A 25,137-nucleotide genomic window follows, 5' to 3' on the forward strand; every position below is an offset into this window, starting at 1 on the left:
AAGGTTTTGGCCAGGGTGTTCTATCCATCTTTATGCAGGTTACCCGTAGTTAATCATTAAGTGGTGTGTGGGTCCTATCTAGTATTCCTTTCAGCCTCGACAAAGCTTTTAAGCACTCATCAATCAACCAGCAACATAACCCGTGGAGGTTTTGCCATGGCAAAGTTCATATTCGTCACCGGTGGTGTGGTGAGCGGTCTCGGGAAGGGCATAACCAGCGCCTCACTGGGAATGCTGATGAAGGCCAGGGGCTTCAGAACGACGAACATCAAAATCGACCCCTATCTAAACTACGACGCGGGAACGATGAACCCCTACCAGCACGGAGAGGTGTTTGTCCTCGACGACGGCGGAGAGGTGGACCTCGACCTCGGCAACTACGAGCGGTTCCTCAACACGAGCCTCAGCTTTGACCACAACATAACGACGGGCAAAGTTTACTCCGCCGTCATCGAGAAGGAGAGGAAGGGGGAATACCTCGGCGCCACCGTCCAGGTTATCCCCCACATAACCAACGAGATAAAAGAGCGCATAAGGAGAATAGCGAGGGACTACGATGTCGTGGTCGTGGAGATAGGAGGAACGGTGGGAGACATCGAGAGCATGCCCTTCCTCGAGGCGGCGAGGCAGATGCAGATCGAGGAGGGCAGGGAGAACGTCGCCTTCGTTCACGTCACCTATGTGCCGAAGCTCCGCGTTGTCGGCGAGCAGAAGACGAAGCCGACCCAGCACAGCGTCAAGGAGCTGCGCTCCCTCGGGATCCAGCCAGATGCCATAGTTGCCCGCTCGGAGGAACCGCTCGAGGAGAGCGCGAGGAGGAAGATAAGCCTCTTCACCAACGTCCCCGACGAGGCTGTAATCAGCGCCTACGACGTCGAGGACACCTACGAGGTTCCGCTGATGCTCGAGAAGGAGGGCCTCGCGAGGTATCTAACTAGGAGGCTCGGCCTTCCGGAGAGAGAGCCGGAGCTCGACGAGTGGCGTGGGATAGTCGAGAAGTACAAGGCCCTGACCGACACGGTGGAGATAGCCATCGTCGGTAAGTACGTTAAACTGGCTGACTCCTACCTCAGCATAAAGGAAGCCCTGAAGCACTCGAGCGTGGCAAACGACGTCAAGGTGAAAATCAGGTGGGTTGAGGCGGAGGACGTCGAGAAGAAGGGGGTTAAACTCCTCGAGGGCGTGGACGGCATAATCGTGCCTGGTGGGTTCGGCGCGAGGGGAACCGAGGGCAAGATGATGGCAATACGCTACGCCAGGGAGAACGATATCCCGTTCCTGGGAATCTGCTTCGGCTTCCAGCTGACCGTTGTGGAGTTCGCCAGGAACGTCCTCGGCCTGGAAGGCGCCCACTCAACCGAGATAGACCCGCAGACACCTTACCCCGTCGTCGATTTGATGCCGGAGCAGAGGGACCTGGACAGGCTCGGCGGAACGATGAGGCTCGGGGCATATCCAGTCCACATCAAGCCCAATACTCTTGCCAGGAAGCTCTACGGCAGGGAGATAGTCTACGAGCGCCACCGCCACCGCTGGGAGGTCAATCCTGACTACATAGAGAAGTTTGAGAAGGCCGGCCTCGTCTTCAGCGGCATCGCCGGGGACGACGAGAGGAGAATGGAGATACTCGAGCTACCGGACCACGGCTACTTCATAGCCACCCAGTTCCACCCGGAGTTCAAGTCGAGGCCGATGAGGCCCGCCCCGGTCTTCAATGGACTCGTGGAAGCTGCGAAGAGGAGAAAGTACGGGGGCTAAGCCAGACCCAGGAGCTCCTCGTCCACCTTTTTCAGCTCTTCCATTTTCTGAAGCTCCCTGTAAAAGGCCACGCCTCCGACAGTTAGAAATTCCATCATCAGGGCGTTGAAGGGTGCCTGGAGGAGCTGGGAGGCGTAACTTGCAATCCCCTCTGGAAACACAAGATCCACGGCAAAGCCCACAGAACCGGCGATCATGCTCACTCCTATAACCCCCACCCAGAGGAGCACGCCGAAGGCGATGCTCGAGAGGACGTTTCCGAAGACCATTCCAAAGGCGCTGAATGCCGCGCCTATTCTTCTTTTGTCGGCGTAGAGGGGTATGGCTATTGCCGTCATGCTCGTGGTGATGGCCAGAATCGCCAGGAGGAGCAGAACCCCGATTAGTATCAGCACCGCGCCCCACGGAAGGAAGAGCACCCCCAGAACTGCCGGGATAAGCGCGACCGAGGCGAGTGCAATGGCCACGGCCATGAATATGAGTTCTATTACAATTACCCCCGGAAGGTGCTTGAGGCCGTCGAGGAGAAGCTCGCCGATGCCGTACTCCTCCCCAGACTCGTGGAGGAGGGCACCCTTCGTGATGGCGTACTGGACGATCGAACCGAGGACGGCGCTGATGGCCATAAGTATCGCGAGGGCTTTACCAAGCTGGACAAGGAAGTCGATTATCTCCCCCTCCATGTCCCCGCCGTACTGCTCTATTATCACGTCCCCGCTGGTGGTCTGGTTCGGGGTGATTTCAAAGGACGGCTCACTCGGCAGCAGGTAAGCCGCCACCGGTGCCAGGAGGAGTGAGAATACCAGCGCGGGAATGTAGAGTTTCTTGGCCTCCACCATGAGCGAAAAGGTCCTTACGAACGCGTCTATTGCCCCCATTCCACCACCCATTGGAGTAATGGGTGGAGGCCTTTTAAATTTTTTGAGCCCGCGAGCCAGAAAAGCTTATAAACGAACCTCCGAAAGTGGCGATAGGTTGTAAACGAGAATATCAATCTCATGAGGTGAGAAGAATGGCTATCTGGCAGGGAAGGTCACTCAAGAAGCCTTCAGGTGGAAGGATTATCCTCGCTAGGAAGAAGAGGAAGAGGGAGCTCGGAAGGGAGCCGGCCTTTACCAAGGTCGGCGAGGACAGGGAAAAGAAGAAGATAATCAGGACCTACGGCGGAAACAGGAAGGTTCGCCTCATCGAGGCCCTCTACGCCAACGTCTTCGACGGTGGTAAGGGCAAGAAGGTCAAGATACTCAACGTCGTCGAGAACCCGGCCAACAGGCAGTACGTCAGGAGGAATATCATCACCAAGGGTGCCATCATCGAGACCGAGGCAGGAAAGGCCATCGTCACCAGCAGGCCCGGCCAGGACGGAGTTGTAAACGCCGTCCTTATCAAGGAGGAGAGTGCCTGAACTCTTTTCCCTTAAACTTTACTTGATTCCTGGCGTCTTTTCTGAATGGTGACTTTGGGGGCAGATACCGATCTGTCGAGAAGCTTTACGAACTTTGAAGTCTCAAACTTGCCTGTCTGCGGAAGCCCCATGAAGGGCGGGTTCGAGGAACCCGTTTCAAGGGTTATCCTGATGAGAAACCCTCAAACCTTCCCGTCCTTAGCGAGGGGTTAAGTCGAATCCTCGTCCCTCACGGCGGGGAGGAGGTCAGCGGGGTGCCACCTTTGCGGTAGTTTCAATAAGCGACTACTTCAATCTCGGCCTTTGGGGTCCCTTCTCCTCGGTGCGATCTTTGCACCTGTTGAGTACCTCCTCGGCCCAAAGCGGGGAAGGGGGCGATAGCGGAGCTCGAGGAAAAGTTCGTGGAGAAAACGATAAGGGCATCGGAAAAGAAAGGGTTCGTGGGGAGGGCTTCCCTCTAGCGCCCCAGCTCCTTGTGGGCCTTGGCGAGGTGCTTGGCAGCTATAGCCGCAAGGAGCGAGAGTTCCCCGGCCAGGACGGCTCCCGCAACGATCTCGGCGAACTTTTTGGCGTTCGTTCCTGCCGGTTCGCCACCACCGGCGACGCCCATTATGCTTAGCGCCTCCCTCTGGGTCGGGACGCGCGTTCCCCCGCCAACCGTTCCAATCTCAAGGCTCGGCATGGTGATGCTTATGTAAAGGTTCCCCTCGGGAGTCACCTCAGCAAGGGTTATGCCGTGCGAGCCCTCTGTAATCTGCGCCTCGTCCTGACCTGTGGCGAGGAAGATGGCACCGACTATGTTGGCGAAGTGGGCGTTGAAGCCGTAGGAACCTGCCTGGGCGGAGCCGACGAGGTTCTTGCGGTAGTTCACCTCGGCAATGAGCTCCGGGGTGGTCTTCAGCTTCTTCTCGACTATCTCGCGCGGGATTATCGCCTCGGCTATCACCGTCTTCCCGCGCCCGTTGATGAAGTTCATTGCGTTGGGCTTCTTGTCCACGCAGAGGTTTCCGGAGAGGGCGAGGTACTTAACATCGGGGAACTCCTCCTCGATAACCTTCATTATCTCCTCGCTGGAGATGGTCACCATGTTCATTCCCATCGCATCGCCGGTCTCGAACTCGAAGCGGAGGTAGAGGTTGTTGCCGACTATGAAGGGTTTAACGTCCCTAAGCTTTCCGTGCCTCGTTACCTTGCTGACGGCCTTCTCCTGGAGGTAGTCGATGTTGGACTTAACCCACTCTGCAACTTCCCTCGCCCTCCTCGCGTCCGGGCACTTGAGGAGCGGCGCACGGGTCATCTTGTCGTCGATTATGGTTGTCTTCACCCCACCCGCCTCTGTCAAGGCGGAGCAGCCGCGGTTCACGCTCGCGACGAGGGCCCCCTCGGTGGTGGCGAGGGGAATGTAAAACTCGCCCTTCGCGTACTCACCGTCGATTTTAAGCGGCCCGGCAACCCCCATCGGTATCTGGACGACGCCTATCATGTTCTCGATGTTCCTTCCTATAACCTGCTCGGGGTCTATGCTGTAGTGTCCAATGTGCTCCAGCTTAATGCCGAGCTTCTTCTCTAGGGCCTTCCTCCTTACCTCCGTTGCGGTTCTCTTGTCGGTGTACTTCTCAACCTGGTGGAGCTTTATCTCCCCACTTGCAACTTTTTCAACGAGCTTTTCCGCGTCCATTTTAACACCTCCAAAATCAGCCGAACAGCCACTCCTCGATAACCTCCCCCGTCTCCTGAAAGGCTATGGCGGCATCGCTGCGGGGGGCGTACTTGACGACGGGAATTCCAACGTTGATGGACTCGGGAACGTTGTAGTCGAAGGGGATCCAGCCAAGGACGGGAACATCAAGGTCCTCCTCAACAGCCTCGATGATTTTGTCCACCACGTCCGAGGACTCGCGGACCTTGTTGAGAATAACCCCGATGTTGAGATTGTACCTCTCTCCCAGTGCCTTAAGCTTTTCAATCTCGTTCTTAACCATAGTCTCGAAGGAGTAAATCGGTGAGCGCTCAATCTCGACGACTATTATCTGATAGTTCGCCACTTCAAACGTCGGCAAGGTGTCAAAAGGTATCCCCGTGGGCGAATCCACGAAAACGACCCCGAACTTGTACTTAACCCTCTCCAGTATGTCCACGAGCTTTCGGGGGGAGATGCCAAGAACGTCCTGAAGCTGAGTGCTCCCGGGCATCACGTGAACGCCAGTCTGCGGGTGCCTGTAAATCGCCCACTCGGGGTCCAGGTCGGGGTTTTTGAGGAGGGAGTGAAGCGTGTACTTGACGGTGTCAAGGGCAAAGTGAAAGCCGAGGTTGGGGAGGTACAGATCACCATCAACGGCCAGAACACGGTATTCCCGCATGGCAAGAAAGGTGCTCAGGTTCGCGGTGGTAGTGGTCTTCCCCGCGCCTCCCCTGCCCGTTACGACCACGAGCGCCATCTTCAGACCCCCAAGAGACATACTCAAAGGAAGATATAAGGTTTCCGATTGTGAAGGGGAAAACCAAACCCCAGAAACCCCGCAAAAGGTTTATATCGTCCCCGTTCAGATATCCATTGTAAAGTTAAGGAGATGATTGCCATGACCGAGAAGATGCCGGCCATCATGAAAACCAAGCCCGCTTACGGCGCCGAGCTCGTTGAGGTCGATGTACCCAAGCCCGGTCCTGGCGAGGTTCTCATCAAGGTTCTCGCGACGAGCATATGCGGAACCGATTTGCACATCTACGAATGGAACGAGTGGGCGCAGAGCAGGATCAAGCCGCCCCAGATTATGGGTCACGAGGTCGCGGGAGAGGTGGTCGAGGTCGGCCCCGGCGTCGATACACTGGAGGAGGGCGACTACATAAGTGTCGAGACCCACATCGTCTGCGGCAAGTGCTACGCCTGCAAGCACAACCGCTACCACGTCTGCCAGAACACCAAGATCTTCGGCGTTGACATGGACGGTGTCTTCGCAGAGTACGCCATAGTTCCTGCCCAGAACGCCTGGAAGAACCCGAAAGACATGCCGCCGGAGTACGCGGCCCTCCAGGAGCCTCTCGGCAATGCAGTCGATACCGTCTTAGCTGGCCCGATAGCCGGAAGGAGCACGCTTATAACCGGTGCAGGCCCACTCGGACTCCTTGGAATCACCGTCGCCAAGGCCTCTGGCGCTTATCCGGTCATAGTCTCTGAGCCGAGCGAGTTCAGGAGGAAGCTCGCGAAGAAGGTTGGAGCGGACTACGTCATCAACCCCTTCGAGGAGGACCCGGTCAAGGCGGTCATGGACATAACCGACGGCGCCGGTGTTGAGGTTTTCCTCGAGTTCAGCGGGGCACCGAAGGCCCTCGAGCAGGGCCTCAAAGCCACAACTCCCGGAGGAAGGGTCTCACTGCTCGGCCTCTTCCCGCGCGACGTCTCCCTCGACTTCAACAACCTCATGATCTTCAAGGCCCTTGAAATACACGGCATAACTGGAAGGCACCTCTGGGAGACCTGGTACACCGTTTCGAGCCTGATTCAGAGCGGAAAGCTCAACCTCGACCCGATAATCACCCACAAGTACAAGGGCTTCGACAAGTTCGAGGAAGCCTTCGAGCTGATGCGTGCCGGAAAGACCGGCAAGGTCGTCTTCTTCCCGCACAAGGGCTGATTCCCCTTCTCCCATTTTCACCGCAATTCTTAAGTAACTCGCCCCAGACTCAACCAGGGAGGTGGCACCATGGAGCTAAGCTACCAGGAGAAGCTCACGCTCATCAAGCTCGGTGAACTCAAAAAGACCAGATTCGAGGAGCTCGTCAAGGCAGCCAACATCGAGCAGGTAGCGGTTATGAGGGCAGTCCTCGGCCTGCAGGCGAAGGGCCTTGCAAAGCTCCACGAGAGGAGCGAGAGGGTCGTTAGGCTTACCGAGACCGGAAGGAGATACGGGAAGATAGGCCTTCCCGAGTGGAGGGCGTTGGGGATTCTCCGCGAGAGGGGAAAGGTTACGCTCGACGACCTTAAAGAAGTCCTCAGCGAGGACGAGCTCAAACCTATAGTCGGCCTCCTCAGGAAGGAGGGCTGGGCGAGCGTTAGGAAAGAGGACGGAAAGCTCGTCCTCGAGATCACGGAGAAAGGCCTTAATGCAGAGGAAAGGCCCATAGACAGGGCATTGAAGCTCTTGGCTGAGAAAGAGGCCCTCCCAGTTAAGGAGATTGAGAAGCTAGTCTCGGTTAAGGAGCTGAAGAGGCGGAAGATAGGCGAGGAGGAGACGGTTACCGAGAGGGAAGTCGAGATAACTCCTGCTGGAGAGGAGCTCGTGAAGAAGGGCATCGAGCTGAAGAGGGAAGTTTCCGTTCTAACGCCCGAGCTCATCAAGTCCGGCAAGTGGAAGGAAGTCGAGTTCAGGAAGTTCGACATAAAGGCCCCTGTCAGGAGGATCTACCCCGGCAAGAAGCAGCCCTACAGGGCCTTCCTCGACAAGATCCGGAGAAGGCTCATCGAGATGGGCTTCATCGAGATGACGGTCGAGAGCCTCATAGAAACCCAGTTCTGGAACTTCGATGCGCTTTTCCAGCCCCAGAACCACCCAGCTAGAGAGTGGACCGACACCTACCAGCTAAGGTACCCGAAGAGCGGAAGCCTTCCTGAGAAAGAGCTCGTCGAAATGGTCAAGACGGCCCACGAGCGCGGTTTGGCCGGTTCGCGTGGCTGGGGCTACGTCTGGTCGCCAGAGAGGGCGATGCTCCTGATGCCGAGAGCTCATGGAACTGCCCTGGACGCGAGACAGCTGGCAAAGGGCGTCGAGATTCCCGGGAAGTACTTCACGATCCAGCGCGTTTTCCGTCCGGACGTCCTCGACAGGACGCACCTCATAGAGTTCAACCAGATAGACGGCTTCGTCGTCGGCGAGGAGCTGAACTTCAGGCACCTTCTCGGGATCCTCAAGCGCTTTGCGGTGGAGATAGCGGGAGCGAAAAAAGTCAAGTTCCTGCCCGACTACTATCCGTTCACCGAGCCGAGCGTCCAGATGAGCGCCTACCACCCCCAGCTCGGCTGGGTCGAGTTTGGCGGCGCCGGAATCTTCCGCGAGGAGATGACGAAGGCCCTAGGAGTTGACGTTCCAGTCATAGCGTGGGGAATAGGAATAGACAGGCTGGCGATGTTCAAGCTCGGAATAGACGACATCCGCTACCTCTTCAGCTACGACCTCAAGTGGCTCAGGGAGGCTAAGCTGGTGTGGTGATGCAAAATGCCAAAGGTCGTTATAGAAATCCCCCCTGGGGTGAGGAGGGACTTCATAGAGCTTCAGGTTAGGAGGGCCATTGAGGCCGAGGTTGCGAGGCTCGCCTTCGTGGAAGACGTTGCAAAGAGGCTTAACCTCGATGAGGAAGACCTCGAGGAAATCGAGGCACTGAGGGAAGAGGCATGGCGGGAATTCAAGAGAGAGCTGGGACTGGGATAATCGTTGATACGAACGTGATCATATCGGCGTTGCTACCCAGGAGCTCCCGTTTGAGGGAGTTCCTGCTCACGACCGAGATTCCGCTCCATGCCCCCGACTACCTGCTAGTGGAGCTTAAAAAGTACTGGCCGGTAATCGAAAAGAAGGCCGTGAAAAGGGGCGTTAGCAGCGCCGAGCTGGCCCATTTCAGGGAGGAGATACTATCACGCATCATTTTTCACCCCCTAAGCGAGTACCGACCCTTCCTGAAACGGGCCTACGAGATCTGCAGAGGATTCGATGAAAAGGACACGCCGTTCGTTGCACTCGCCCTGGCCCTGTCACTTCCAATTGTGACGAACGATGGTGGAATACTCGATAACAGGGGGCAATACGAGGCCCTGCCAATTGAAGACCTGTTGAGGTGATAGCATGCCGAAGTTCGACGTGTCAAAGCGGGATTTGGAGAGGCTCATCGGAAAGAGCTTCACCGTCGAGGAGTGGGAGGACCTATTCCTCTACGCGAAATGCGAGCTGGACGACGTCTGGGAGGAGGGCGGTGAGGTTTACTTCAAGGCCGACTCAAAGGACACCAACAGGCCCGACCTGTGGAGCGCCGAGGGGATAGCGAGGCAGATACGCTGGGCTCTCGGCCTTGAAAAAGGCCTGCCGAGATATGAAGTCGGGAAAAGCGGTGTCACCGTTTACGTTGACGAGAAACTGAAGGATATCCGCCCCTACGGTGTCTATGCAATAGTTGAGGGCCTGCACCTCGATGAGGAGGCGCTGAAGCAGATGATCAACCTCCAAGAGAAGGTCGCCCTCACCTTCGGGAGGAGAAGGAGGGAAGTGGCAATAGGCATCTTCGACTTCGACAAGGTCAAACCTCCTATCTACTACCGCGCCGCTGAGAGAACAGAGAAGTTCGTCCCCCTTGGCTTCGACGAAGAGCTTACGCTTGAGGAAATCCTCGAAAAGCACGAGAAAGGCAGAGAGTACGGTCACCTCATCAGGGACAAGCCCTACTACCCGCTCCTCGTGGACAGCGAGGGAAAAGTCCTCTCGATGCCGCCGATCATCAACTCGGAAACCACCGGAAGGGTGACGACCGAAACCAGAAACGTCTTCGTCGACGTTACCGGCTGGAACCTGAACAAGGTCATGCTGGCTCTCAACGTCGTCGTTACAGCTTTGGCCGAGCGCGGAGGAAAGATAAAGAGCGTGAAGGTGGTCTATCCGGACTTTGAAATCGAGACGCCTGACTTGACTCCCAAGCCTTTCGAGGTCGAGCTGGACTACATAAGGAAGCTGACCGGAATAGAGCTGAGCGACGGGGAGATCAAGGAACTCCTCGAGAGAATGATGTACTCGGTGGAGCTTGAAGACGGCAGGGCAAAGCTCCTCTATCCTGCCTTCCGCGACGACATAATGCACGCTCGCGACGTTCTTGAAGATGTCCTCATCGCCTACGGCTACAACGAGATAGAGCCGGAGGAACCAAAGCTGGCCGTTCAGGGCAGGGGAGACAAGTTCGTCGAGTTCGAGGACGCGGTCAGGGAGCTGATGGTCGGCTTCGGCCTGCAGGAGGTCATGACCTTCAACCTGACCAGCAGGGAGGCCCAGTATGACAAAATGAACCTGGAATACGGCAGGGACTACTTCAGCAACCCGCCGGCGGAGCTTGTGGAGATTGAGAACCCGATAAGCCCCAAGTGGTCAGCCCTCAGGAACTGGCTCCTGCCGAGCCTCCTCGACTTCCTGAGCCAGAACACCCACGAGGAGTACCCGCAGAGGCTCTTCGAGGTCGGGAAGGCGACGCTAATTGATGAGAGCAGAGAAACCAAAACCGTCAGCGAGAGCAAGCTGGCCGTTGTTATGGCCCAGCCGAGGGTGACCTTCACCGATGCGAAGGAGATCCTGGACAGCGTGATGCGCCACCTTGGGTTTGCCTACGAGCTCGAAAAGGCCGAGCACCCGAGCTTTATTCCTGGCAGGGTCGGGAAGATAATCGTCAACGGAGAAACCATCGGCGTCATAGGCGAAGTGCACCCCGCGGTCCTCGAAAAATGGGGAATCGAGATGCCGGTGGCGGGCTTTGAGCTGTTCCTGGGGCCCCTCTACACGGAGCCGTACCTTTAATCCTCTTTTGCCCTTTTCTCCAGCCCGATGAACATCAGCTCGAAGTTTATCACACTCATTATAACCTCAACGTCAAAGACTTTCTCCATATACTCACCTCGGTTCCAGTTCTCTTTGCCCCTTTATCAATCTTGTGGACTTTTTTTCGTATTCCTTCCAAATTTTTGGCTTGCAAATGTAAAGAAAATTGGAGGATTTTCAGGAGCAAGGCTTTTTATACCCCCCGCCAAAATTGCAACCATGAAGCTCGCCCTCAGGGTAGCCTACGACGGGACGGCTTTCTACGGCTTTCAGAGGCAACCGGGAGTGAGAACGGTAGAGGGGGAGCTGATAAGGGCTTTGACCAAGCTCCGGATAATTGAAAATCCCGAGGAGAACGACTTCAAGGGTGCCTCGCGGACGGACAGGGGTGTCTCAGCCTTCTTCAACGTCATCTCTTTCGTCCCCGGTGAGCGGGGCGACCTGGCCCGACCTGAAATCCTCAACCACCACTTGAGGGACGTCTGGGTTCTCGGCGTTGCGGAGGTTCCAGATGAGTTTCACCCGCGTTTCTGGGCGAAGGAAAAGACGTACCGATACTATCTGGTGGACGAGGGCTTTGACCTGGAGACGATGCTCGAGTGTGCCAAGCTGTTCGAAGGGACTCACGACTTCTCGGCCTTCGCGAAGCTCGAACCCGGCAGGGACCCTGTAAGGACGATAAGCTCAATCGTCATGACCCAGAGAGGGGGTTATTACGTGGTTGAAATCTCGGGCGAGAGCTTCCTCTGGGAGATGGTGCGTAGAATCGTGAACGCCCTCCGCTTCTGCGGTTTGGGGTTGCTTGAGGTAGGAGAAGTTAAGAGCATGCTGGAGGGAATCTACACGAAAAAAATCCCGCCCGCCCCGGCTGAAGGTCTGGTCCTGTGGCATATAGACTATCCTGGCATTGAGTTCACGGGAGATGGGAGGGGAATTAAAAAAGCGCGGAGGGATCTCTTCGAGCGCTACTCAAGAGCTCTGACGAGGGCGGCGCTTTTTGGCGACGCTCTGCTCGAGCTTTGAGGCCATCTCCCTGTCGTAGTACCTGCCGTAGTACTGCTTCAGCGCCTTCTGCCTCTCGATGAAGTGGGTGAAGAGCAGCGGATCGTCGTCCTGAACATCGACTATGACTGCCTTCATTCCGCTCTTGGGCCTCAGAGCACGGCCTATCGTCTGAATCGTCATTATGTCACTCTTTCCGCCGCCCGCGAGGATTATTGCCGAAATTTCAGGTATGTCCACCCCTTCCTTGAGGAGCGTCGAAATCAGGACAGGGATTTCGCCGTTCTTGAAGGCTTCCAGGACTTCCCAGCGGTTCTGACTCTTTGAGCTGAGGAACTCAGCCCTTATTCCCCTCTCTTCCAGCATCTTCTTCAGTATCTTCCCGTGCTCTATGCGCTTGACGTCTATCAGGACGCGGTGGCCCTTCCTGGCCAGCTCGACGGCTTTCTCCACAACCACCCTGTTCCTCTCGTCGTTGTTCATAATCATATCCTCGTAGAGCTCCTTGTAGCGCTCGCTGAAAGAGGGCATGCTTGACTCGTATGTTATTATCTCGAAGCGCGGCCTTGCGAGGAACTTCTCCCTTATCAGGTCCTCGGCGCGGACCTCGAATATCGTCGGCCCGACGACGGCCTCGATCTTTATCTCCTCCCCCCTAACCCTTCTCCAGGGAGTTGCCGAAAGGCCGAAGCGATAAACTTGAGGGAGGCTTATTCCAAGCTGGTAGAACTTTTCGGCGGCCGAGGTTCGATGGCACTCGTCAAACATGACGATGGCATAGTCGTTCTCCAGCCTCTCAACGCCCCTCGAGAGCAGCGTCTGTATCATCGCCACCGTAACGTTCCCCTCTTCCCATCTGTTGTCGCCGACGATTCCTGGCTCTACACCGAGGACCTCCCTCACCTTCTCCGCCCACTGATACAGCAGCTCCTTTGTGTGGACAACTATCAGCGCGGAAAGGTCAAGCTCGTGAATTATCCTGAGTCCCACTACGGTCTTTCCGCTGCCAACAGGAAGAGCCAGAACCCCCATCTTCTCTCTGAGGGCCTTTCTAACGGCCCGTTCCTGATACTTCCTCAGCTTATACTCCTCGTTCCAGACCGAGTTGAGCTTAACTCCCCTAACTCTGCGTTCGTCTTTGATTCTGACCCTGTAGCCCTTGCAGTTGAGGAACTTCTTCACCCTCGGGAGAAGGCCAACGGGAAAGGTCTTCTCGTAGGGGTCGTATAAGCTCTCTGGCTTCTCCCACTTTCCGAAGTCCCTCTTGTAGGTGAGAAGGTCGTATATCTTGAAGTACACCTGGGGATCTGCCTTCTCGATTCTGACCAGTGCAGAGCCATCGGGAATGCGGAGGACCACCATGGACATGACCAATCGTCCGAGGTTTGGAAAAAGACTTTATAGGCCTTTTGGAACATGGAACTAGGGTGATGGAATGCTGAAGGAAATCCTGGGGAGATTTGAGGATACCGTTGTTGTCAAAGAACCCGTGTCCAAGGAACTTGAAATAACGCGCTACCTTCTGAAGCACAGGAACAGGCCCGTCCTGTTTGAGAACGTGAACGGCTGGACCGTTGCGGGCAACATCTGGAGCACGCGGGAAAGGATAGCGGGTTTCCTCAACACAAGCAGGGAGGAACTCATTCACCTGATTGCGGAGGCGATGGAAAATCCCTCACCATACAGGACCGTTGAAAACGCCCCCTTCATGAAAAACCCGACGGAGGATTTCTCGCTCCTCGAGCTTCCGATTCCGAAGTACTACCCGAAGGACGGCGGGCCATACTTCACTTCGGCGATGGTCATAGCGAAGGACGAGAACGGCTTCACCAATATGTCCTTCCACAGGATGATGGTCAGGGACGAGAAGACTGTCGCAATCAGGCTCGTTCCCAGGCACCTCTACGCGATGTGGAGGGACAAGGCGGAACACGGAGAGGAGCTTGAGGTGAGGATAGTCGTCGGGAACCCGGTTCACCTCCTCCTTGCCGGAGCCACGAGCGTAGCCTACGGCGTCAGCGAGCTTGAGATAGCGTCAAAGCTGAGCGAGCTCGCCTTCGGAAGGCCCATCGATGTCGTCGAACTCGGTGGAATCCCAGTTCCGGTCGAGAGCGAGTTCGTGTTTGAGGCCAGAATCACGCCGGAGCTCGTTGATGAAGGCCCCTTCGTGGACATAACCGGTACATACGACTACGTCAGAAAGCAGCCGCTGGTGGTCTTCGAGAAGATGTACCATGTGGACGAGCCGGTCTTCCACGCCCTTCTCCCGGGTGGCTACGAGCACTACATGCTCATGGGCCTGCCGAAGGAGCCACAGATTTACGCCAGCGTCAAGAGGGTCGTCCCCAAGGTTCACGGCGTAAGGCTGACGGAAGGTGGAGCGATGTGGCTTCACGCCGTTGTCAGCATAACCAAACAGCACGACGGCGACGGGAAGAACGCGATTTTAGCGGCTTTCGCCGGCCACCCGAGCCTGAAGCACGTGGTAGTTGTCGATGAAGACGTTAACATATACGACGACAGGGAGGTGGAGTGGGCGGTAGCGACGCGCTTCCAGGCGGACAGGGACCTTGTGATAGTCCCAAACGCGAGGGGAAGCTCCCTCGATCCCTCCGCGGAGAAGAGCCTCACCGCGAAGTGGGGCATCGATGCCACCAAGCCACTTGACAGGAAGGAGGAGTTCGAGAGGGCTAGGCTTTAACCCTCTCTCCCTTTCCAAGAACCCTCAGCCGCTCCAGAACCTCAGCTTTCTCGTAGAGGTACCACAGCACTAGAAAGCTCATCCCCGTGGAGAGGTAGGGGTTGACGATGTAGAGCGGGCTGAGGAGCGCGAAGACGGCGTAGCCGAGCAGGAAGGCGAGGAGTGAGTGGGCGACCCTCCCAACTCCGAGCTTGTATGCGGCATACAGGCCGATAACGGCTATCGGAACCTCCCACGGGACAAGTATGAACTTGCCCCATAGGTGCCAGCCCATTCTGGGAAGTCCGTACCAGACGCCATCGGGGAGAAATGGAATCCCGCCCGTGAAGAAATCCGCTATGAGATGAAACCCGTTGCCGATGATGCCGAGGGGGCCAAAGGGGAGCACGTAGAGAAAGGACACCATCCCGTGGTTGAAGAAGGTTCTCGTGAAGTCCCCCGTCATGAGGAGCATCTGTATGAAACTGTAGTCCGGGGCGGAGTTGGCAATCACGAAGAGACCGAGGAGCTTCCTGTCCCAGTCCCTCCATGCTCCCACCATGTAAGCTACGAAGATGTGTATGGGCAGTAGCATTTAACCACCAAACATGTTTGGATTGAGAACATAAAAAGTTTGCTGAACAAAAATGAATAACAAAAGGTCGAACTCACCCCACCATCTCGAGGAATATCTCTTCGAGACTCGGCTCCTTGACCTGCATTGTTAGAATCTTCGCGCCCTGGTTCGCCACAAAGTCGTGAAGCTCCTCCCTAACGTCCCTCGAAGCAACAACGCGGTACTTATTCTCACCGAGCGGACTCACATTCCACTCCACCGAACTCCAGTCCACGGGCTTGTTAGTCTCAATGATGATAGTGTACCCCGCCTTCCTCAGGAACTCCCGCTTGATGTTCTCCAGACTGTCCTCAACGCGGAGCTTACCCTTCACTATTACCCCAACCGTGTCGCAAACCTCCTCCACGTGCGCGAGAATATGACTGGAGAAGAACACCGTCTTTCCAGCCTTCCTCTGCTCTCTAATAATCTCCTTGAACTCAGCAATACCCCTCGGATCCAACCCAGTCATCGGCTCGTCAAGAATCAAAAGCTCCGGATCGTTGATGAGCGCCTGGGCCAAAAGGAGTCTCTGCCGCATGCCCTTCGAAAACTTCCCAACCTTCCTGTTTCTCGCTTCTTTCAAACCAACGAGTTCGAGGAGTTCATTGATGCGCTTCTCCTTCTCGGTTTTTGGTATTTTGAAAGCGTCGGCGATGATGTCCAGCGTCTGCTCGGGAGTCAGAAAATCCCAGAGCGTGGCGTGCTCCGGCATGTAGCCTATTCTCTTCTTTGCCTCAACGAGCCTGCCCTCGTCAAACTTGCCGTCCCTGAAGACTTCCTCGCCGAAAAGTTCTATGCGTCCGTCCTGAGGAAAGATTAGACCGAGGGTGCTGAGGATTGTCGTGCTCTTGCCAGCACCGTTGGGGCCGAGGAAGCCGTAAACTTGACCCGGCTTCACTTCAAGGTTAAGACCGTCCAAAGCCCTAACGTCCTTGTAAACCTTAACGAGATTCTCAACCCTAAGCATGACCATCACCTCAAATCCATGCGGAGGAAGCGGTAGAAAGCGAGGGCGAGATAGACGAGCGTAAGGCTCACCAGTATCCCCAGGTTTGTGAGGTTCTCCCGTATGGCACCGCCTATTCCGATGTACTCTACCTGTGGGTTGTCCACGCTGCCAGTAATCTTGGTGGCGTCGCTCACGATGACGTCTATCTGAGTGGTCGGGACGTAGAAAAGATACTTGGTCTGGTACTCCTTGGTCTTTTCCCGGTAGGCGTCCCAGTCGGGGTGGTCGCTTATTATGGTATCCTTGGCGGCCATGAACTGGACTATGGCCGGCATTATCATGAAGAAGACGAACATCACCACGAGGGCCACGCCAAGGGCCGTGCTGGAGGACTTCACGGTGGTGGAGATTATGTAACCGAGGGCTATTAACTGCATCATTGCCAGGAGCAATAAGGCGTTGAGCAGGAGTGAGTCAGTGACGAGCTGGCCGCCGAGGGGGGCGCCCAGCCAGACAAGTCCCGCTATTCCCACCAGGGTCGTGAGGAGGAGTGCCATTAACACGACCACCGTGTGAGCGAGGAACTTGCCGCCGATATAGCTCAACCTCGTTATCGGCTTGCTCATGGCAACGCGGAGCGTTCCCTTCTCTATCTCGCTGTTTATTGCCGTGGCACCCATCAGAAGGGCAAGGATTGCAATGAAAAATCCGCCGAGCCCGTTGATGTTGCTGATGAGGACTGAGACGGCCTGTTGAACAGTTTCAATCTCCCTGCCACTCGACTTCTGAAGGTAGAACCCAGGTATGTAGAGGAGCATCATCACACCGAGTATTACCCACAGTTTCTTAGTTCGAAGGCTCTGCTTAAACTCAAGCTGAAATCCCCAGAGCATAGCTTATACCCCCCAAGTTTAGACTAACAACAGGAGTATAAAAGTTTTGCTTTCGAGGTTGAATTGACAGTTCCCCCCAAAGGGGGAGAGGACAAAGCCTGCCATTCACCCGATGCATCGAATTCCGAGGTATGATCTGCCGGGGGAATATTTAAGCCCTTTGGGGGGATAATCAGAAGGAAGCCAGCCTCAAAACGTCCTCCCACCTCGTGCAGTACTTTTTCAGTCGCGTGAGGACCTCATCATGTCCCCCCAGAACCGGCCAGAGTATTGAATCGATGTGCAGCGGTGGAATACCGGTTTCCTCCGCGATTCCCCTCCAGAAGCTCACAGGGGGCTCGTTCGTGAAGCGCTTCGTGTAGGCGTTTATCCTCACGTCGTCGGGTATCTCGATGCCCATTGGGTAGGGAACGAATTTCCCAAAGGCTATCCTGCCGGCGTAGCCGAACATCTTGACGGCGAAGACGATAGTCTTGGCACTTTTCCTCGAGCCAAGCGTTTTCGCGAGCTCGTCGCGCAGGCGTTCCATGCCACTGAAGTAGTAGTTTCCAAGGTCTTCCAGGGAGAGGGAATCGAGGAAGGGCTCGATTCTCTTCAGTCTTTTGACCTTCCCCGTAACAAGTCTCCGGTTGGTTCTGGAGTTCGGCAGAAATCGAGAGTATGCTTCCGATATGCCCTTTCCCGGCGGATTTTCCGAAAAGTGCTTAGAGAACTCCCACCACCACATCTCGCCCTTCGCCGTCAGCTGATAGCTCACGAGGGAGTTTGCAATGACGAGCTTGATGAAGAGCTCATCGTTTTTCAGGTTCCCGTGGAGGTTTCTCAGCGCATCGAACTGGAGGTCAACCCGCTCCTCGATGGTTCTGGCGCAGTCGAGGCCGAGTTCGCTTAGAATCTCCCGGAGGGCCTTCACCTTTTCCTCGTCGGCCCGGTACCTCACCCTGATGAACCTGTCGAGGGTCACGTTAACCACCCACGGACCTTATCAACCTTTCGAGGAACGCGCTCTCCCCGATTATCTCCGCGCCGGCGTTGTTCGGAAGGCCGAGCTCGACCTTCGCCTTTATCCCGTGCTCCCTGAGGTAGTCTCGGGCCTCGGCGCTGAGCCTCTCGAAGTCACCCCGGAGGATCAGCCCGTAAACCGTTGGCCCCCAGGAGCTCTGGCCGTAGCCGTAGGTGTTTTCGGCGAGAAAGTCGAGCATCAGTTTAACGTCCTCCCTGAACTCCCCGCCCTGGTACGGTTCGAAGTGCTTTCCCACGAGCCGCTGTATCGCGGAGAGGTGTTCACCGAAGGTTTTTACGTCCCTCTCCTTCAAAGCGGGCAGGAGGCCAAGGAGGATCCTATGGCTTATCTCCATCGCCACATCTGCCCTTCCGGTAACGCTCGCCATCACGGGCTTTTCCTCCTCCTCGTCGAGACCCGGCTTGAGCTCCGGAATAATCAGCAGAAAGGCCCACTCCTCTGGAAAGTCCGTGCGGAGTATCAGGGGAGGAATGCCGTCCCTGACGCCCCCGTCCATGACAAACCCGCCGTAGGTGAAGGAGTAGATTCCAGCACCGCCGTTCCTCCCCCTTCCAAGAACCTTGGCGAGCTCTTCGATTGGAACGTTAATGTTGTTAAGTCTTGCTATGGCAGTGCCGACCGCCAGGCTGAGCTGGGTCGTGGAGCCGAGGCCAACATGCCTAGGAATGGCTTTTCTGACCTCAACCAGGTAATTGACCCCGGTCTCGTAGGCGGAGTTCATTCTCTTGACCGCGAACTCGATGGTCTTCCTGTCCTCTCCCTCCGCAACTATCTCCAAGGAGTCGCTCTCGATGATTTTGACCTCGTAGCCACCCTCGAGCGCAAGGCCGAGGCTCCCAAAGCGCCGCCCGAAGGTGGCGGCCGGGTCTATGAGACCGAGGTGAAGCCTCCTCGGGGTTCGGATTATCACGAGCACCACCCGAAGACGTTTCCTTTGACCTCTTTTTAACCATTGATGGCCCTACAAAAACTTTTAAGGATTCAGTGAATTACACCACACGGTGATAACATGGCGGAAGGTGACGACGCACTGGGGGTTATCCTGTACCTCACAACGATCTTCACGGGACTTATCGGGATAATAACCATAGCACCCCTCGTGGCTGAGCTGTACCTGTTCCACGTTCTTGACAGGCTCGACGCCAATGTGACCGACAAGGCCGTTCTGGCCGGTTTCAGCGCAATCAACGGCCTCCTCGCGGTTACGGTTCACTCCGGCGACCCGAACATCGACCCGATCCTGCCCACGGTCATAACCGCACTAACCTTTTTATTTCTGGCAATCAAGCTCGAGTCGGGTGCTGGCTATGAAGTTCGCGGGAGTTGATTTGAGTGAACCCAGAATAATGGGCGTCATCAACGTTTCACCGGAGAGTTTCTACAAGGGGAGCGTCAGAAACGACGAGGAAAAGCTCATCGAGACCGCGGTGAAGATGGTCAAGGACGGGGCGTCCTTCATAGACATCGGTGCCAAATCGACCGCCCCCTACCTCGAGACCCAGATTCCCGTTGAGGAGGAGGTAAAGAGAGCCGTCTGGGCGGTTAAAGCTATCCGGGACCATGTGGACGTGCCGATAAGCATAGACACCACGAACGCCAGGGTTGCAGAGGAAGCACTCAAAGCCGGGGCAGACATCGTAAACGACGTCACCGGGCTCAAAGGCGACCCGAGAATGGCGGAAATAGCCAAGGACCACGGGGCTCCTGTAATAGTCTGCGCCCACGGAGAGGTGAGGAATCTCAGCGACCCCGTTCACACGGTGATGGACCTCCTCAAGGAAAGCCTCGTCATAGCTGAAAAGCACGGGATTGAGGAGATCGCCATCGATCCGGCGATAGGATTCCTCCGCCCGGAGTGGCCGCCGTGGTACGAGTGGGACTCCAGGGTTCTGGCCAACCTGAACGTCCTCAAGACCTTCGGAAGGCCAATCCTCGTAGGCGTCTCGAGGAAATCATTCATCGGGGCCATAACCGGCAGAAAAGACCCTGCGGAGAGATTAGCTGGCAGCCTCTCGGCGACGGCCATAGCCGTCTTCAACGGCGCCCACATAATCAGAACCCACGACGTGAGGGAAACGCTGGACACTGTCAAGATGGCGGCCTTCATCAAGAGGTTCAGGCCATAGCCGCTTCCCTCGTCTTCTTCCACTCCTCCAGGAGGGTGCTGAGGAGCGAAAGGGCAACGGGTCCGATTATTATCCCCACGAAGCCAAAGGCTATGTAGCCCCCGAAGATGCCGACGAGACTTATCAGCGCATTGACACCAGTTTCTCTCTCCCCCAGCCGTGACCTCAGGAGGTAATCGGGGAGGGGGGACACGAATGCCGCACCATAAATGGCAAGACCCACCGCCGAGATCCAGTTTCCGATAGTGAATAGATAGACAGAGCCGGCCAGCCAGGTTATCCAGCCACCCAGGACCGGAAGGAGCTCGAAGATTATCGTAAATATACCCACCGCTATGGCCCCGCCGGCATCTGCCACGGCAAAGATGTAGAACCCCACCGCTATGGCCGCGCCCTTGAGGACGCTCACGGCAAGCCAGCCCCTCAGAATGCTGTGGAGCGTCCTCCCAGCGCTCTCCAGGAGTTTGATGGCAAGCTCCCGGTTGTCCCTGGGGAGTAAAGCGTAGACCTCCTCCCTTATTGCCCGGGTATTGACGAGGATTCCGTAGAAGGCGAAGACCATGACGATGGCCTGGAGGGAAAGCTTGGGCAGGGAATAGGTGTATCCGAGGACGTACTCCTCGAAGCGCCTCGGTATGTCCTCAGCCAGGCGCTGGATAAGCTCGTAGAGAGCGAGGGGCAGGTGGAAATCGAGGAGCCACTGGAAGAAGGCGTTGATGTAGTACGCCAGGGACTGCTTGACGTCGTTTATCCAGAGGGCAAAGCCGATGATGAAGAGGAAGGTCAGAACTGTTAGAACCCCGGTTATGGTAAAGGCAGAAATCCTGTTACCGACCCGTCTCGCCAGCCTTTCGTGGAAGGGATAGAGAATGTAGGCGAGGGTAACTGCAAGGATAAGGGGCGAAAGGATAGGGCTAACCGTCTCCCACACGAGGTAGAGGACGAGAACTGAAATCACTATCCAGACGGCGGCCTCAATCTCCATCGAGCATCCCCAGGTACTTCAGTATCAGCTCCCGCGCGCTGGGCTTGCTGAAGATTATTAGGTATCCTCTCTCGTCGAGGAGGAAGTTCTTTCCCAAGGCTAATAAACCTTTCTTGAGCTTGTGAACCTCTGCCCTCTCGAGGTCTATGCTCTCAACGATTTCTTCAGGGGCCTTCGTTTCCCTCAGAGCTTTTTCCAGCCTGTCGAGGACGGCCCTGTTGAGGAACTTTATGGGGTTCGGCCTGAAGTCCCCGGCGGCTATCTCGGAAGGGTCCATATAGATGCCCCAGAACTCCTTGGCGCACTCGAAGGGGTACACGTAGTCCTCCCCGTAGTCCGACAGATACAGCTCCCGTATTACGGCGAGGAGAAGCCTTCTAGCATCACCTCCGTAGAACTCCACCCTCAGCTTGAATCTCCCGTCCTCGAAACCGTTCTCAAACACCTCCAGCCTCTCCTCGCAGAGCACGCTATCACCCCCTCAGGGCTTTAGGTAAGCGTTCACGTATCGAGGATCGAGCAGGAGGGCGGTGCTTCCAAAGATCCCAAAGTTAGAAGCCCCTTCACCTCCATAAATAACCACGCGTGGTTTGGTCACGTTGAGCTCCTCGGAGAGGACGGCAATAGCTCTATCGATGTCGCCGGTCTCGTCCACCAGCGAGCCGGTAACGTTCATCGCGAACCACGTTCTCCCGGTAGCGTAAAGCCGGGTCTCGTTGAGCGGCATTCCCCTGCCGTCGCTCACGACCTGAAGGAAGGCCTGGAAGTATGTGTCTATGCTATCCGCGATCATCTCGCGCTCGTCGTCGCTCAGACCGCGCCACTCGGCGCCCATGTCCTTGTAAGGCCCCGTTTTGAACACGTCCACCTTTATGCCGTTCATCTCGTAGTTCTTCTGGAGGTCGTAGTGGACGTAGATAACCCCAATGCTCCCGACCTCTGCCAGGGGATCGGCGACTATCTTCTCGGCGGCAACAGCTATGTAGTAGCCGCCAGAAGCCGCTATGCCGCCGGTGTAAGCAACGACCGGCTTGATGAGGTTAAGCTTCTTGACCGTGGAGTATATTTCCCTGACAGGCCCTATGTAGCCGCCGGGGCTCTCTATCCAGAGAACCACACCGCCTATCGAGTCATTCTCGGCTACCTTCCTCAGAAGGGGCACCACCTGAAGGGCCGTGTAGTCGTCTATCAGCCCGAATATAGGGACCACGGCGATGGTCGTGTTCCCCTCCGGCCGGTTAAGCTCCCTCAGCTGTGCCTTCAGAAACTCGACCTGGCGCTGGAGTTCGTCTATCTGAAGCAGGTAGGAGGTCTCGTTGCATGTGGAGTTGAGAGACGTCTCCACAACGACGGGGGTTACGTTTGACGGCGTGTACGACTTCAGCTCGGAGGCCTGCATGTACAACAGAACGACCGCCACGCTTGAGACTGCCAGCAGGAGGACGAGAACTGCCGAAACGTACTTCCATATGTTTTCCCTCATTCCCTCACCCGGAGAAATTTTGGGCCGGCACTTTTAAACCCTGCCCTCGCTAAGCTTTTATATCCGGCACTCTACTCTCCTCTTAGGTGATATCATGGAGATAGGAGTGACAGTTTACCCGCACTTCGTCACGAAGGACAAGACCCTCGCCTCAGTTCTGGCGGACGTCAAGATAAAGAACTACGACTTCGTCTCGATATTCCCCCACACCTTAGGCCTCATAAAGAACGGCGTCGTGGTTGAGAAGAAGCTCCGGAACGTCGAGACCACGCTCAGGGGCGTTGGCATAGACTACATCGTAAGAATGCCGACCTCCGTCAATCTGCGCGACCACATCTACTACACCAGGCACTTCCGCGTCGCGAGGGCAATAGCGGACGTTGCCATAAAGCTCGGCGCCAAGGTAATAGTCATGCAGAGCGGTAGAACTGGAAGGTTGGACCTTGAAATAGAGGCCATTCAACAGCTTGCCGACATGGTTCACCCCTTTGACATAAAGATAGCCCTCGAGAACACCTTCAGCGTCAAGGACACCCTCTACGTCGTCGAGAACGTGAACAGGGAGAACGTCGGCTTTGCCCTCGACGTGGCCCACGCCTTCCTCAGCGCCCAGGGCGACGCGGACAAGCTGCTGGAAGATGTGAAGCTTGGCACTGACAAGACGATAATCCTCATGATACACGACAACTTCGGAAAGCTCTTCCCGCAGGTTGAGCCCGAAGATGCCCTCGCCTACGGTGTCGGCGACCTTCACCTCCTGCCGGGGGAGGGCAACATACCCTTTGGAAAGGTGCTGAGGCTCTTCGGCGAGGTTCCCCTCCTCCTCAAGGTCAAGAACCCGGAGAAGTTCGCGAAGGTTCCAACGAAGCAGGGGTTGATAGAGCTTCTGACGAGCTTATAACTCCAACCTCTCCCCTATCACCCTGAAAACCTCCGCGAAGGCTCTCCCTATCGCCTCCTTTTTTCTCGAAAAGTGCGTGACGTCCTCGGTGAAGTTCTCCCTCAAGATCTCGACGGCTTCCTCCACCGTTATCTTCCCCTCGAGCCACGCGTAGGCGAAAATGGCCTCCGCTATGTCGCCCTTTCCGTGCTTGTCGGTTCTCGGCGGAACCACGTGCCTCAGCCCTGCCAGCTCCAGGGCTATCGTGAGCGACGCGTTCGGAACCCTCTCCCCAGTGGGCCTGCCCAGATACTCGCTCAAGGCGAGTGAGAAGATGAAGTTAACCAGCGAGTCGCCGAGCTTCGCAAGCCCCCTGTCGGTGAAGTTCCTCTCGTACCTCAAGCTCTCACCCCAGACTTCTCCGAGAGCCAGGCTTTAAGGTTTTTGAGGTACGGAAGGGTGCTCCCCAGAACGAGGGTGTAGAGAAGGAGGGTCAGACCAAAGGAATAGACGACGTATGGAGCGTCTCCCCCAACTCCAATCGTGAAGTGGCCCACGAGCCTGACGACGTCCCAGTTGGGATTCCGCAGGTGAACGTGAAACCAGAACTCACTCGGCTGGAGGATCGGCCAGATTCCTACGTAGAAGGCGGTAAAGAGTGAGACCAGGCCAATCCGTCCACGGGTGGTGAAGGATAGGAGAACCAGAAACGCGACGAGAGGGAGGAGGTACTGGGGATTAACGCGCCAGTAGGTGGCGGCAAAGGTGGCGTAGGCAAGCGAGACGGAAACTATCAAGTTTCTCTCAAAGGAATGTCTCACAAGGGTGAGGAAAAGGAGCAACAAGGCTGGAACGTACCAATGCCTGATGAACGGCAGGGAATCGATTCCGTAAACCTCGTGAAGGTACGTGGCCAGGCTGACGAAGCCGTTCATGCTGTACGATATCGGAAGGGCGTAGCCGACATCGATCCCCTTCATCAAGTCCGGAATGGAACAAAGGCTCGAAGGACATAGGAACAGCATTGGCAGGAATGGAACCACCGCCCCCGCAAAGAGGAGCGCGGCTTTTTTGAGCCCTTCCACCCCTTGTAGAATGTAGTCCCACAAAGAAACGATGGCTGGAAACAGAAGGGTGTGCTTAACTGCAAGGGAAAATCCCTGGAGAAAGGCGGAGGCGTTCTTCCTGTTCCCCAGATAGAGGGAGAGAAGGAACGGGGCCAGGGCCAGGGCGTCGAACATGCCGTAAACAGCTGAAACATGGATAACGATGGGGTTGAGGTAGTAGACCGCGCTTCCAAGGACTGCCTTTCTTTCGCTCGTTTCCCTGAGGAGGAGATAGATGAGAAAAGCAACTGCGGTGTCAGCGGCTATGAACACCAGCTTGACCGAGAAGGCCCACGTGGGGTCCACGTAGACGTGGTAAACGCCATCGCTCCAAAAGGACTCAACGCCACCCCCAATCAGAATCCTGACCCCGGCCAGCAGATAGGCCAAAACCGGACCGTAGACGTAGGGCCACGGGTAGGGCCAGCCCTTCCCGGCGTAGGCGAACGAATCCGCGTAAGAATAAAAACATGCACCGTGTTCGAGCATCGTCCCTGCGAAGCCGTAGAACTGGGGCAGGTCGCTGCCGGCCGAGTAGGGGGCCAGGAGGAGACGAATCGCGAGGCCCGTGATGATGACCGCCAGCAAACCGTAACCGCGACGTTTCAAGATTCCACCCCTCGTCGAGCAGACGTTCCAACTCTGAGTTAGAAGAACTGGAAATT

Annotated in this window: 26 protein-coding genes; 12 read left to right on the forward strand and 14 right to left on the reverse strand. The window is 56.2% G+C overall.

Going from position 1 to position 25,137, the window contains the following annotated elements; translation table 11 throughout:
• The first annotated feature begins 156 nt into the window (after positions 1–156).
• Positions 157–1,758: a glutamine hydrolyzing CTP synthase gene (gene pyrG, locus E3E27_RS02935; RefSeq protein WP_167773385.1), complete on the forward strand. Its 1,602-nt coding sequence runs from the start codon at positions 157–159 to the stop codon at positions 1,756–1,758.
• Here pyrG and E3E27_RS02940 read toward each other — a convergent pair.
• Complete coding sequence (locus E3E27_RS02940) at positions 1,755–2,648, reverse strand: hypothetical protein (protein WP_240910643.1); 894 nt, start codon at positions 2,646–2,648, stop codon at positions 1,755–1,757. The two genes, pyrG and E3E27_RS02940, sit on opposite strands and share 4 nt — an antisense overlap.
• A 122-nt stretch (positions 2,649–2,770) precedes the next feature.
• Here E3E27_RS02940 and E3E27_RS02945 point away from each other — a divergent pair, with 122 nt between their 5' ends.
• The gene (locus tag E3E27_RS02945; RefSeq protein WP_014788199.1) at positions 2,771–3,163 is read left to right on the forward strand and encodes a 30S ribosomal protein S8e; all 393 of its coding nucleotides are present in this window, start codon (positions 2,771–2,773) and stop codon (positions 3,161–3,163) included.
• A gap of 457 nt (positions 3,164–3,620) precedes the next feature.
• Here the strand turns inward: E3E27_RS02945 and hmgA are convergent, their stop codons facing one another.
• Together hmgA and E3E27_RS02955 are read right to left on the reverse strand one after the other, a co-directional pair.
• Entirely contained in the window at positions 3,621–4,841 is a 1,221-nt protein-coding gene (gene hmgA / locus E3E27_RS02950; protein WP_167773386.1) for a hydroxymethylglutaryl-CoA reductase (NADPH), read from the reverse strand.
• A gap of 16 nt (positions 4,842–4,857) precedes the next feature.
• Complete coding sequence (locus E3E27_RS02955; RefSeq protein ID WP_014788196.1) at positions 4,858–5,601, reverse strand: MinD/ParA family protein; 744 nt, start codon at positions 5,599–5,601, stop codon at positions 4,858–4,860.
• A 141-nt stretch (positions 5,602–5,742) separates the two neighbouring features.
• Between E3E27_RS02955 and tdh the strand changes: the two genes are divergently transcribed.
• The 6 genes from tdh to truA all read left to right on the forward strand — a co-directional run bounded on the left by tdh (position 5,743) and on the right by truA (position 11,748).
• Entirely contained in the window at positions 5,743–6,795 is a 1,053-nt protein-coding gene (tdh, locus tag E3E27_RS02960; protein ID WP_014788195.1) for an L-threonine 3-dehydrogenase, read from the forward strand.
• A 69-nt stretch (positions 6,796–6,864) separates the two neighbouring features.
• Positions 6,865–8,367, forward strand: a complete 1,503-nt coding sequence (locus E3E27_RS02965) for a phenylalanine--tRNA ligase subunit alpha (protein WP_167773387.1) — start codon at positions 6,865–6,867, stop codon at positions 8,365–8,367.
• Between the two features lie 6 nt (positions 8,368–8,373).
• The gene (locus E3E27_RS02970; RefSeq protein WP_014788193.1) at positions 8,374–8,586 is read left to right on the forward strand and encodes a hypothetical protein; all 213 of its coding nucleotides are present in this window, start codon (positions 8,374–8,376) and stop codon (positions 8,584–8,586) included.
• Positions 8,550–8,993 carry a PIN domain-containing protein gene (locus tag E3E27_RS02975; protein WP_167773388.1) on the forward strand — a complete coding sequence of 148 codons (444 nt, stop codon included), beginning with the start codon at positions 8,550–8,552 and terminating at the stop codon, positions 8,991–8,993. Before E3E27_RS02970 ends, E3E27_RS02975 begins: the two co-directional genes overlap by 37 nt.
• 4 nt (positions 8,994–8,997) lie before the next feature.
• Complete coding sequence (gene pheT, locus E3E27_RS02980) at positions 8,998–10,704, forward strand: phenylalanine--tRNA ligase subunit beta (protein WP_167773389.1); 1,707 nt, start codon at positions 8,998–9,000, stop codon at positions 10,702–10,704.
• Positions 10,705–10,944: 240 nt separating this feature from the next.
• Complete coding sequence (truA, locus tag E3E27_RS02985) at positions 10,945–11,748, forward strand: tRNA pseudouridine(38-40) synthase TruA (protein ID WP_167773390.1); 804 nt, start codon at positions 10,945–10,947, stop codon at positions 11,746–11,748.
• Here truA and E3E27_RS02990 read toward each other — a convergent pair.
• Positions 11,695–13,089 (reverse strand): DEAD/DEAH box helicase, encoded by a 1,395-nt coding sequence (locus E3E27_RS02990; RefSeq protein ID WP_167773726.1) that lies wholly within the window; start codon positions 13,087–13,089, stop codon positions 11,695–11,697. The two genes, truA and E3E27_RS02990, sit on opposite strands and share 54 nt — an antisense overlap.
• 73 nt (positions 13,090–13,162) lie before the next feature.
• On the opposite strand from E3E27_RS02990, the gene E3E27_RS02995 reads away from it, so the two are divergent.
• Positions 13,163–14,428 carry a UbiD family decarboxylase gene (locus E3E27_RS02995; RefSeq protein WP_167773391.1) on the forward strand — a complete coding sequence of 422 codons (1,266 nt, stop codon included), beginning with the start codon at positions 13,163–13,165 and terminating at the stop codon, positions 14,426–14,428.
• Here the strand turns inward: E3E27_RS02995 and E3E27_RS03000 are convergent.
• The 5 genes from E3E27_RS03000 to E3E27_RS03020 all read right to left on the reverse strand — a co-directional run bounded on the left by E3E27_RS03000 (position 14,418) and on the right by E3E27_RS03020 (position 18,802).
• On the reverse strand, positions 14,418–15,002 hold the full coding sequence (locus E3E27_RS03000; RefSeq protein WP_167773392.1) for a hypothetical protein: 585 nt from the start codon (positions 15,000–15,002) through the stop codon (positions 14,418–14,420). The genes E3E27_RS02995 and E3E27_RS03000 overlap by 11 nt on opposite strands.
• A 73-nt stretch (positions 15,003–15,075) precedes the next feature.
• On the reverse strand, positions 15,076–15,993 hold the full coding sequence (locus E3E27_RS03005) for an ABC transporter ATP-binding protein (protein ID WP_167773727.1): 918 nt from the start codon (positions 15,991–15,993) through the stop codon (positions 15,076–15,078).
• A 5-nt stretch (positions 15,994–15,998) separates the two neighbouring features.
• Entirely contained in the window at positions 15,999–16,868 is an 870-nt protein-coding gene (locus E3E27_RS03010; protein ID WP_014788185.1) for an ABC transporter permease subunit, read from the reverse strand.
• 172 nt (positions 16,869–17,040) lie between these two features.
• Complete coding sequence (locus E3E27_RS03015) at positions 17,041–17,832, reverse strand: N-glycosylase/DNA lyase (RefSeq protein WP_167773728.1); 792 nt, start codon at positions 17,830–17,832, stop codon at positions 17,041–17,043.
• A gap of 1 nt (position 17,833) precedes the next feature.
• Positions 17,834–18,802 carry a beta-ribofuranosylaminobenzene 5'-phosphate synthase family protein gene (locus E3E27_RS03020; protein ID WP_167773729.1) on the reverse strand — a complete coding sequence of 323 codons (969 nt, stop codon included), beginning with the start codon at positions 18,800–18,802 and terminating at the stop codon, positions 17,834–17,836.
• Positions 18,803–18,901: 99 nt separating this feature from the next.
• Here E3E27_RS03020 and E3E27_RS03025 point away from each other — a divergent pair, with 99 nt between their 5' ends.
• Entirely contained in the window at positions 18,902–19,219 is a 318-nt protein-coding gene (locus E3E27_RS03025) for a hypothetical protein (RefSeq protein ID WP_014788182.1), read from the forward strand.
• On the forward strand, positions 19,200–20,018 hold the full coding sequence (folP, locus tag E3E27_RS03030; protein WP_167773730.1) for a dihydropteroate synthase: 819 nt from the start codon (positions 19,200–19,202) through the stop codon (positions 20,016–20,018). Before E3E27_RS03025 ends, folP begins: the two co-directional genes overlap by 20 nt.
• On the opposite strand, the gene E3E27_RS03035 is transcribed toward folP, so the two are convergent.
• The 3 genes from E3E27_RS03035 to sppA are packed head-to-tail and all read right to left on the reverse strand — an operon-like array spanning position 20,008 to position 22,486.
• Positions 20,008–21,003, reverse strand: coding sequence for an AI-2E family transporter (locus tag E3E27_RS03035; protein ID WP_167773393.1), 996 nt, complete (start codon positions 21,001–21,003; stop codon positions 20,008–20,010). The two genes, folP and E3E27_RS03035, sit on opposite strands and share 11 nt — an antisense overlap.
• Positions 20,993–21,472, reverse strand: coding sequence for a PH1570 family protein (locus tag E3E27_RS03040; protein WP_167773394.1), 480 nt, complete (start codon positions 21,470–21,472; stop codon positions 20,993–20,995). The genes E3E27_RS03035 and E3E27_RS03040 overlap by 11 nt, the downstream gene beginning before the upstream one ends.
• A 12-nt stretch (positions 21,473–21,484) precedes the next feature.
• Positions 21,485–22,486: a signal peptide peptidase SppA gene (gene sppA / locus E3E27_RS03045; RefSeq protein WP_167773395.1), complete on the reverse strand. Its 1,002-nt coding sequence runs from the start codon at positions 22,484–22,486 to the stop codon at positions 21,485–21,487.
• 94 nt (positions 22,487–22,580) lie between these two features.
• Here sppA and E3E27_RS03050 point away from each other — a divergent pair, with 94 nt between their 5' ends.
• Entirely contained in the window at positions 22,581–23,387 is an 807-nt protein-coding gene (locus tag E3E27_RS03050) for a sugar phosphate isomerase/epimerase (protein ID WP_014788177.1), read from the forward strand.
• Here E3E27_RS03050 and E3E27_RS03055 read toward each other — a convergent pair.
• Together E3E27_RS03055 and E3E27_RS03060 are read right to left on the reverse strand one after the other, a co-directional pair.
• Positions 23,382–23,768 carry a ribonuclease III family protein gene (locus E3E27_RS03055; protein ID WP_167773396.1) on the reverse strand — a complete coding sequence of 129 codons (387 nt, stop codon included), beginning with the start codon at positions 23,766–23,768 and terminating at the stop codon, positions 23,382–23,384. The genes E3E27_RS03050 and E3E27_RS03055 overlap by 6 nt on opposite strands.
• Complete coding sequence (locus E3E27_RS03060) at positions 23,765–25,081, reverse strand: hypothetical protein (RefSeq protein ID WP_167773397.1); 1,317 nt, start codon at positions 25,079–25,081, stop codon at positions 23,765–23,767. Before E3E27_RS03060 ends, E3E27_RS03055 begins: the two co-directional genes overlap by 4 nt.
• Positions 25,082–25,137: the final 56 nt, after the last annotated feature.

Origin of the sequence: Thermococcus sp. MV11, from assembly GCF_012027285.1 — an archaeon.
Classification (GTDB): Archaea; Methanobacteriota_B; Thermococci; order Thermococcales; family Thermococcaceae; genus Thermococcus; species Thermococcus cleftensis.

What these genes read in the sequence shown, in the direction of transcription:
- E3E27_RS02975 (WP_167773388.1), top strand. Translation starts at nt 8,550, where the DNA reads ATGGCGGGAATTCAAGAGAGAGCTGGGACTGGGATAATCGTTGATACG.
- E3E27_RS02945 (WP_014788199.1), top strand. Translation starts at nt 2,771, where the DNA reads ATGGCTATCTGGCAGGGAAGGTCACTCAAGAAGCCTTCAGGTGGAAGG.
- E3E27_RS03035 (WP_167773393.1), bottom strand. Translation starts at nt 21,003, where the DNA reads ATGGAGATTGAGGCCGCCGTCTGGATAGTGATTTCAGTTCTCGTCCTC.
- pheT (WP_167773389.1), top strand. Translation starts at nt 8,998, where the DNA reads ATGCCGAAGTTCGACGTGTCAAAGCGGGATTTGGAGAGGCTCATCGGA.
- E3E27_RS02990 (WP_167773726.1), bottom strand. Translation starts at nt 13,089, where the DNA reads ATGGTGGTCCTCCGCATTCCCGATGGCTCTGCACTGGTCAGAATCGAG.
- E3E27_RS03010 (WP_014788185.1), bottom strand. Translation starts at nt 16,868, where the DNA reads ATGCTCTGGGGATTTCAGCTTGAGTTTAAGCAGAGCCTTCGAACTAAG.
- E3E27_RS02965 (WP_167773387.1), top strand. Translation starts at nt 6,865, where the DNA reads ATGGAGCTAAGCTACCAGGAGAAGCTCACGCTCATCAAGCTCGGTGAA.
- E3E27_RS03050 (WP_014788177.1), top strand. Translation starts at nt 22,581, where the DNA reads ATGGAGATAGGAGTGACAGTTTACCCGCACTTCGTCACGAAGGACAAG.
- E3E27_RS02995 (WP_167773391.1), top strand. Translation starts at nt 13,163, where the DNA reads ATGCTGAAGGAAATCCTGGGGAGATTTGAGGATACCGTTGTTGTCAAA.
- sppA (WP_167773395.1), bottom strand. Translation starts at nt 22,486, where the DNA reads ATGAGGGAAAACATATGGAAGTACGTTTCGGCAGTTCTCGTCCTCCTG.
- folP (WP_167773730.1), top strand. Translation starts at nt 19,200, where the DNA reads ATGAAGTTCGCGGGAGTTGATTTGAGTGAACCCAGAATAATGGGCGTC.
- hmgA (WP_167773386.1), bottom strand. Translation starts at nt 4,841, where the DNA reads ATGGACGCGGAAAAGCTCGTTGAAAAAGTTGCAAGTGGGGAGATAAAG.
- tdh (WP_014788195.1), top strand. Translation starts at nt 5,743, where the DNA reads ATGACCGAGAAGATGCCGGCCATCATGAAAACCAAGCCCGCTTACGGC.
- E3E27_RS03000 (WP_167773392.1), bottom strand. Translation starts at nt 15,002, where the DNA reads ATGCTACTGCCCATACACATCTTCGTAGCTTACATGGTGGGAGCATGG.
- E3E27_RS02970 (WP_014788193.1), top strand. Translation starts at nt 8,374, where the DNA reads ATGCCAAAGGTCGTTATAGAAATCCCCCCTGGGGTGAGGAGGGACTTC.
- pyrG (WP_167773385.1), top strand. Translation starts at nt 157, where the DNA reads ATGGCAAAGTTCATATTCGTCACCGGTGGTGTGGTGAGCGGTCTCGGG.
- E3E27_RS03005 (WP_167773727.1), bottom strand. Translation starts at nt 15,993, where the DNA reads ATGCTTAGGGTTGAGAATCTCGTTAAGGTTTACAAGGACGTTAGGGCT.
- E3E27_RS02940 (WP_240910643.1), bottom strand. Translation starts at nt 2,648, where the DNA reads ATGGGTGGTGGAATGGGGGCAATAGACGCGTTCGTAAGGACCTTTTCG.
- E3E27_RS03025 (WP_014788182.1), top strand. Translation starts at nt 18,902, where the DNA reads ATGGCGGAAGGTGACGACGCACTGGGGGTTATCCTGTACCTCACAACG.
- E3E27_RS02955 (WP_014788196.1), bottom strand. Translation starts at nt 5,601, where the DNA reads ATGGCGCTCGTGGTCGTAACGGGCAGGGGAGGCGCGGGGAAGACCACT.
- truA (WP_167773390.1), top strand. Translation starts at nt 10,945, where the DNA reads ATGAAGCTCGCCCTCAGGGTAGCCTACGACGGGACGGCTTTCTACGGC.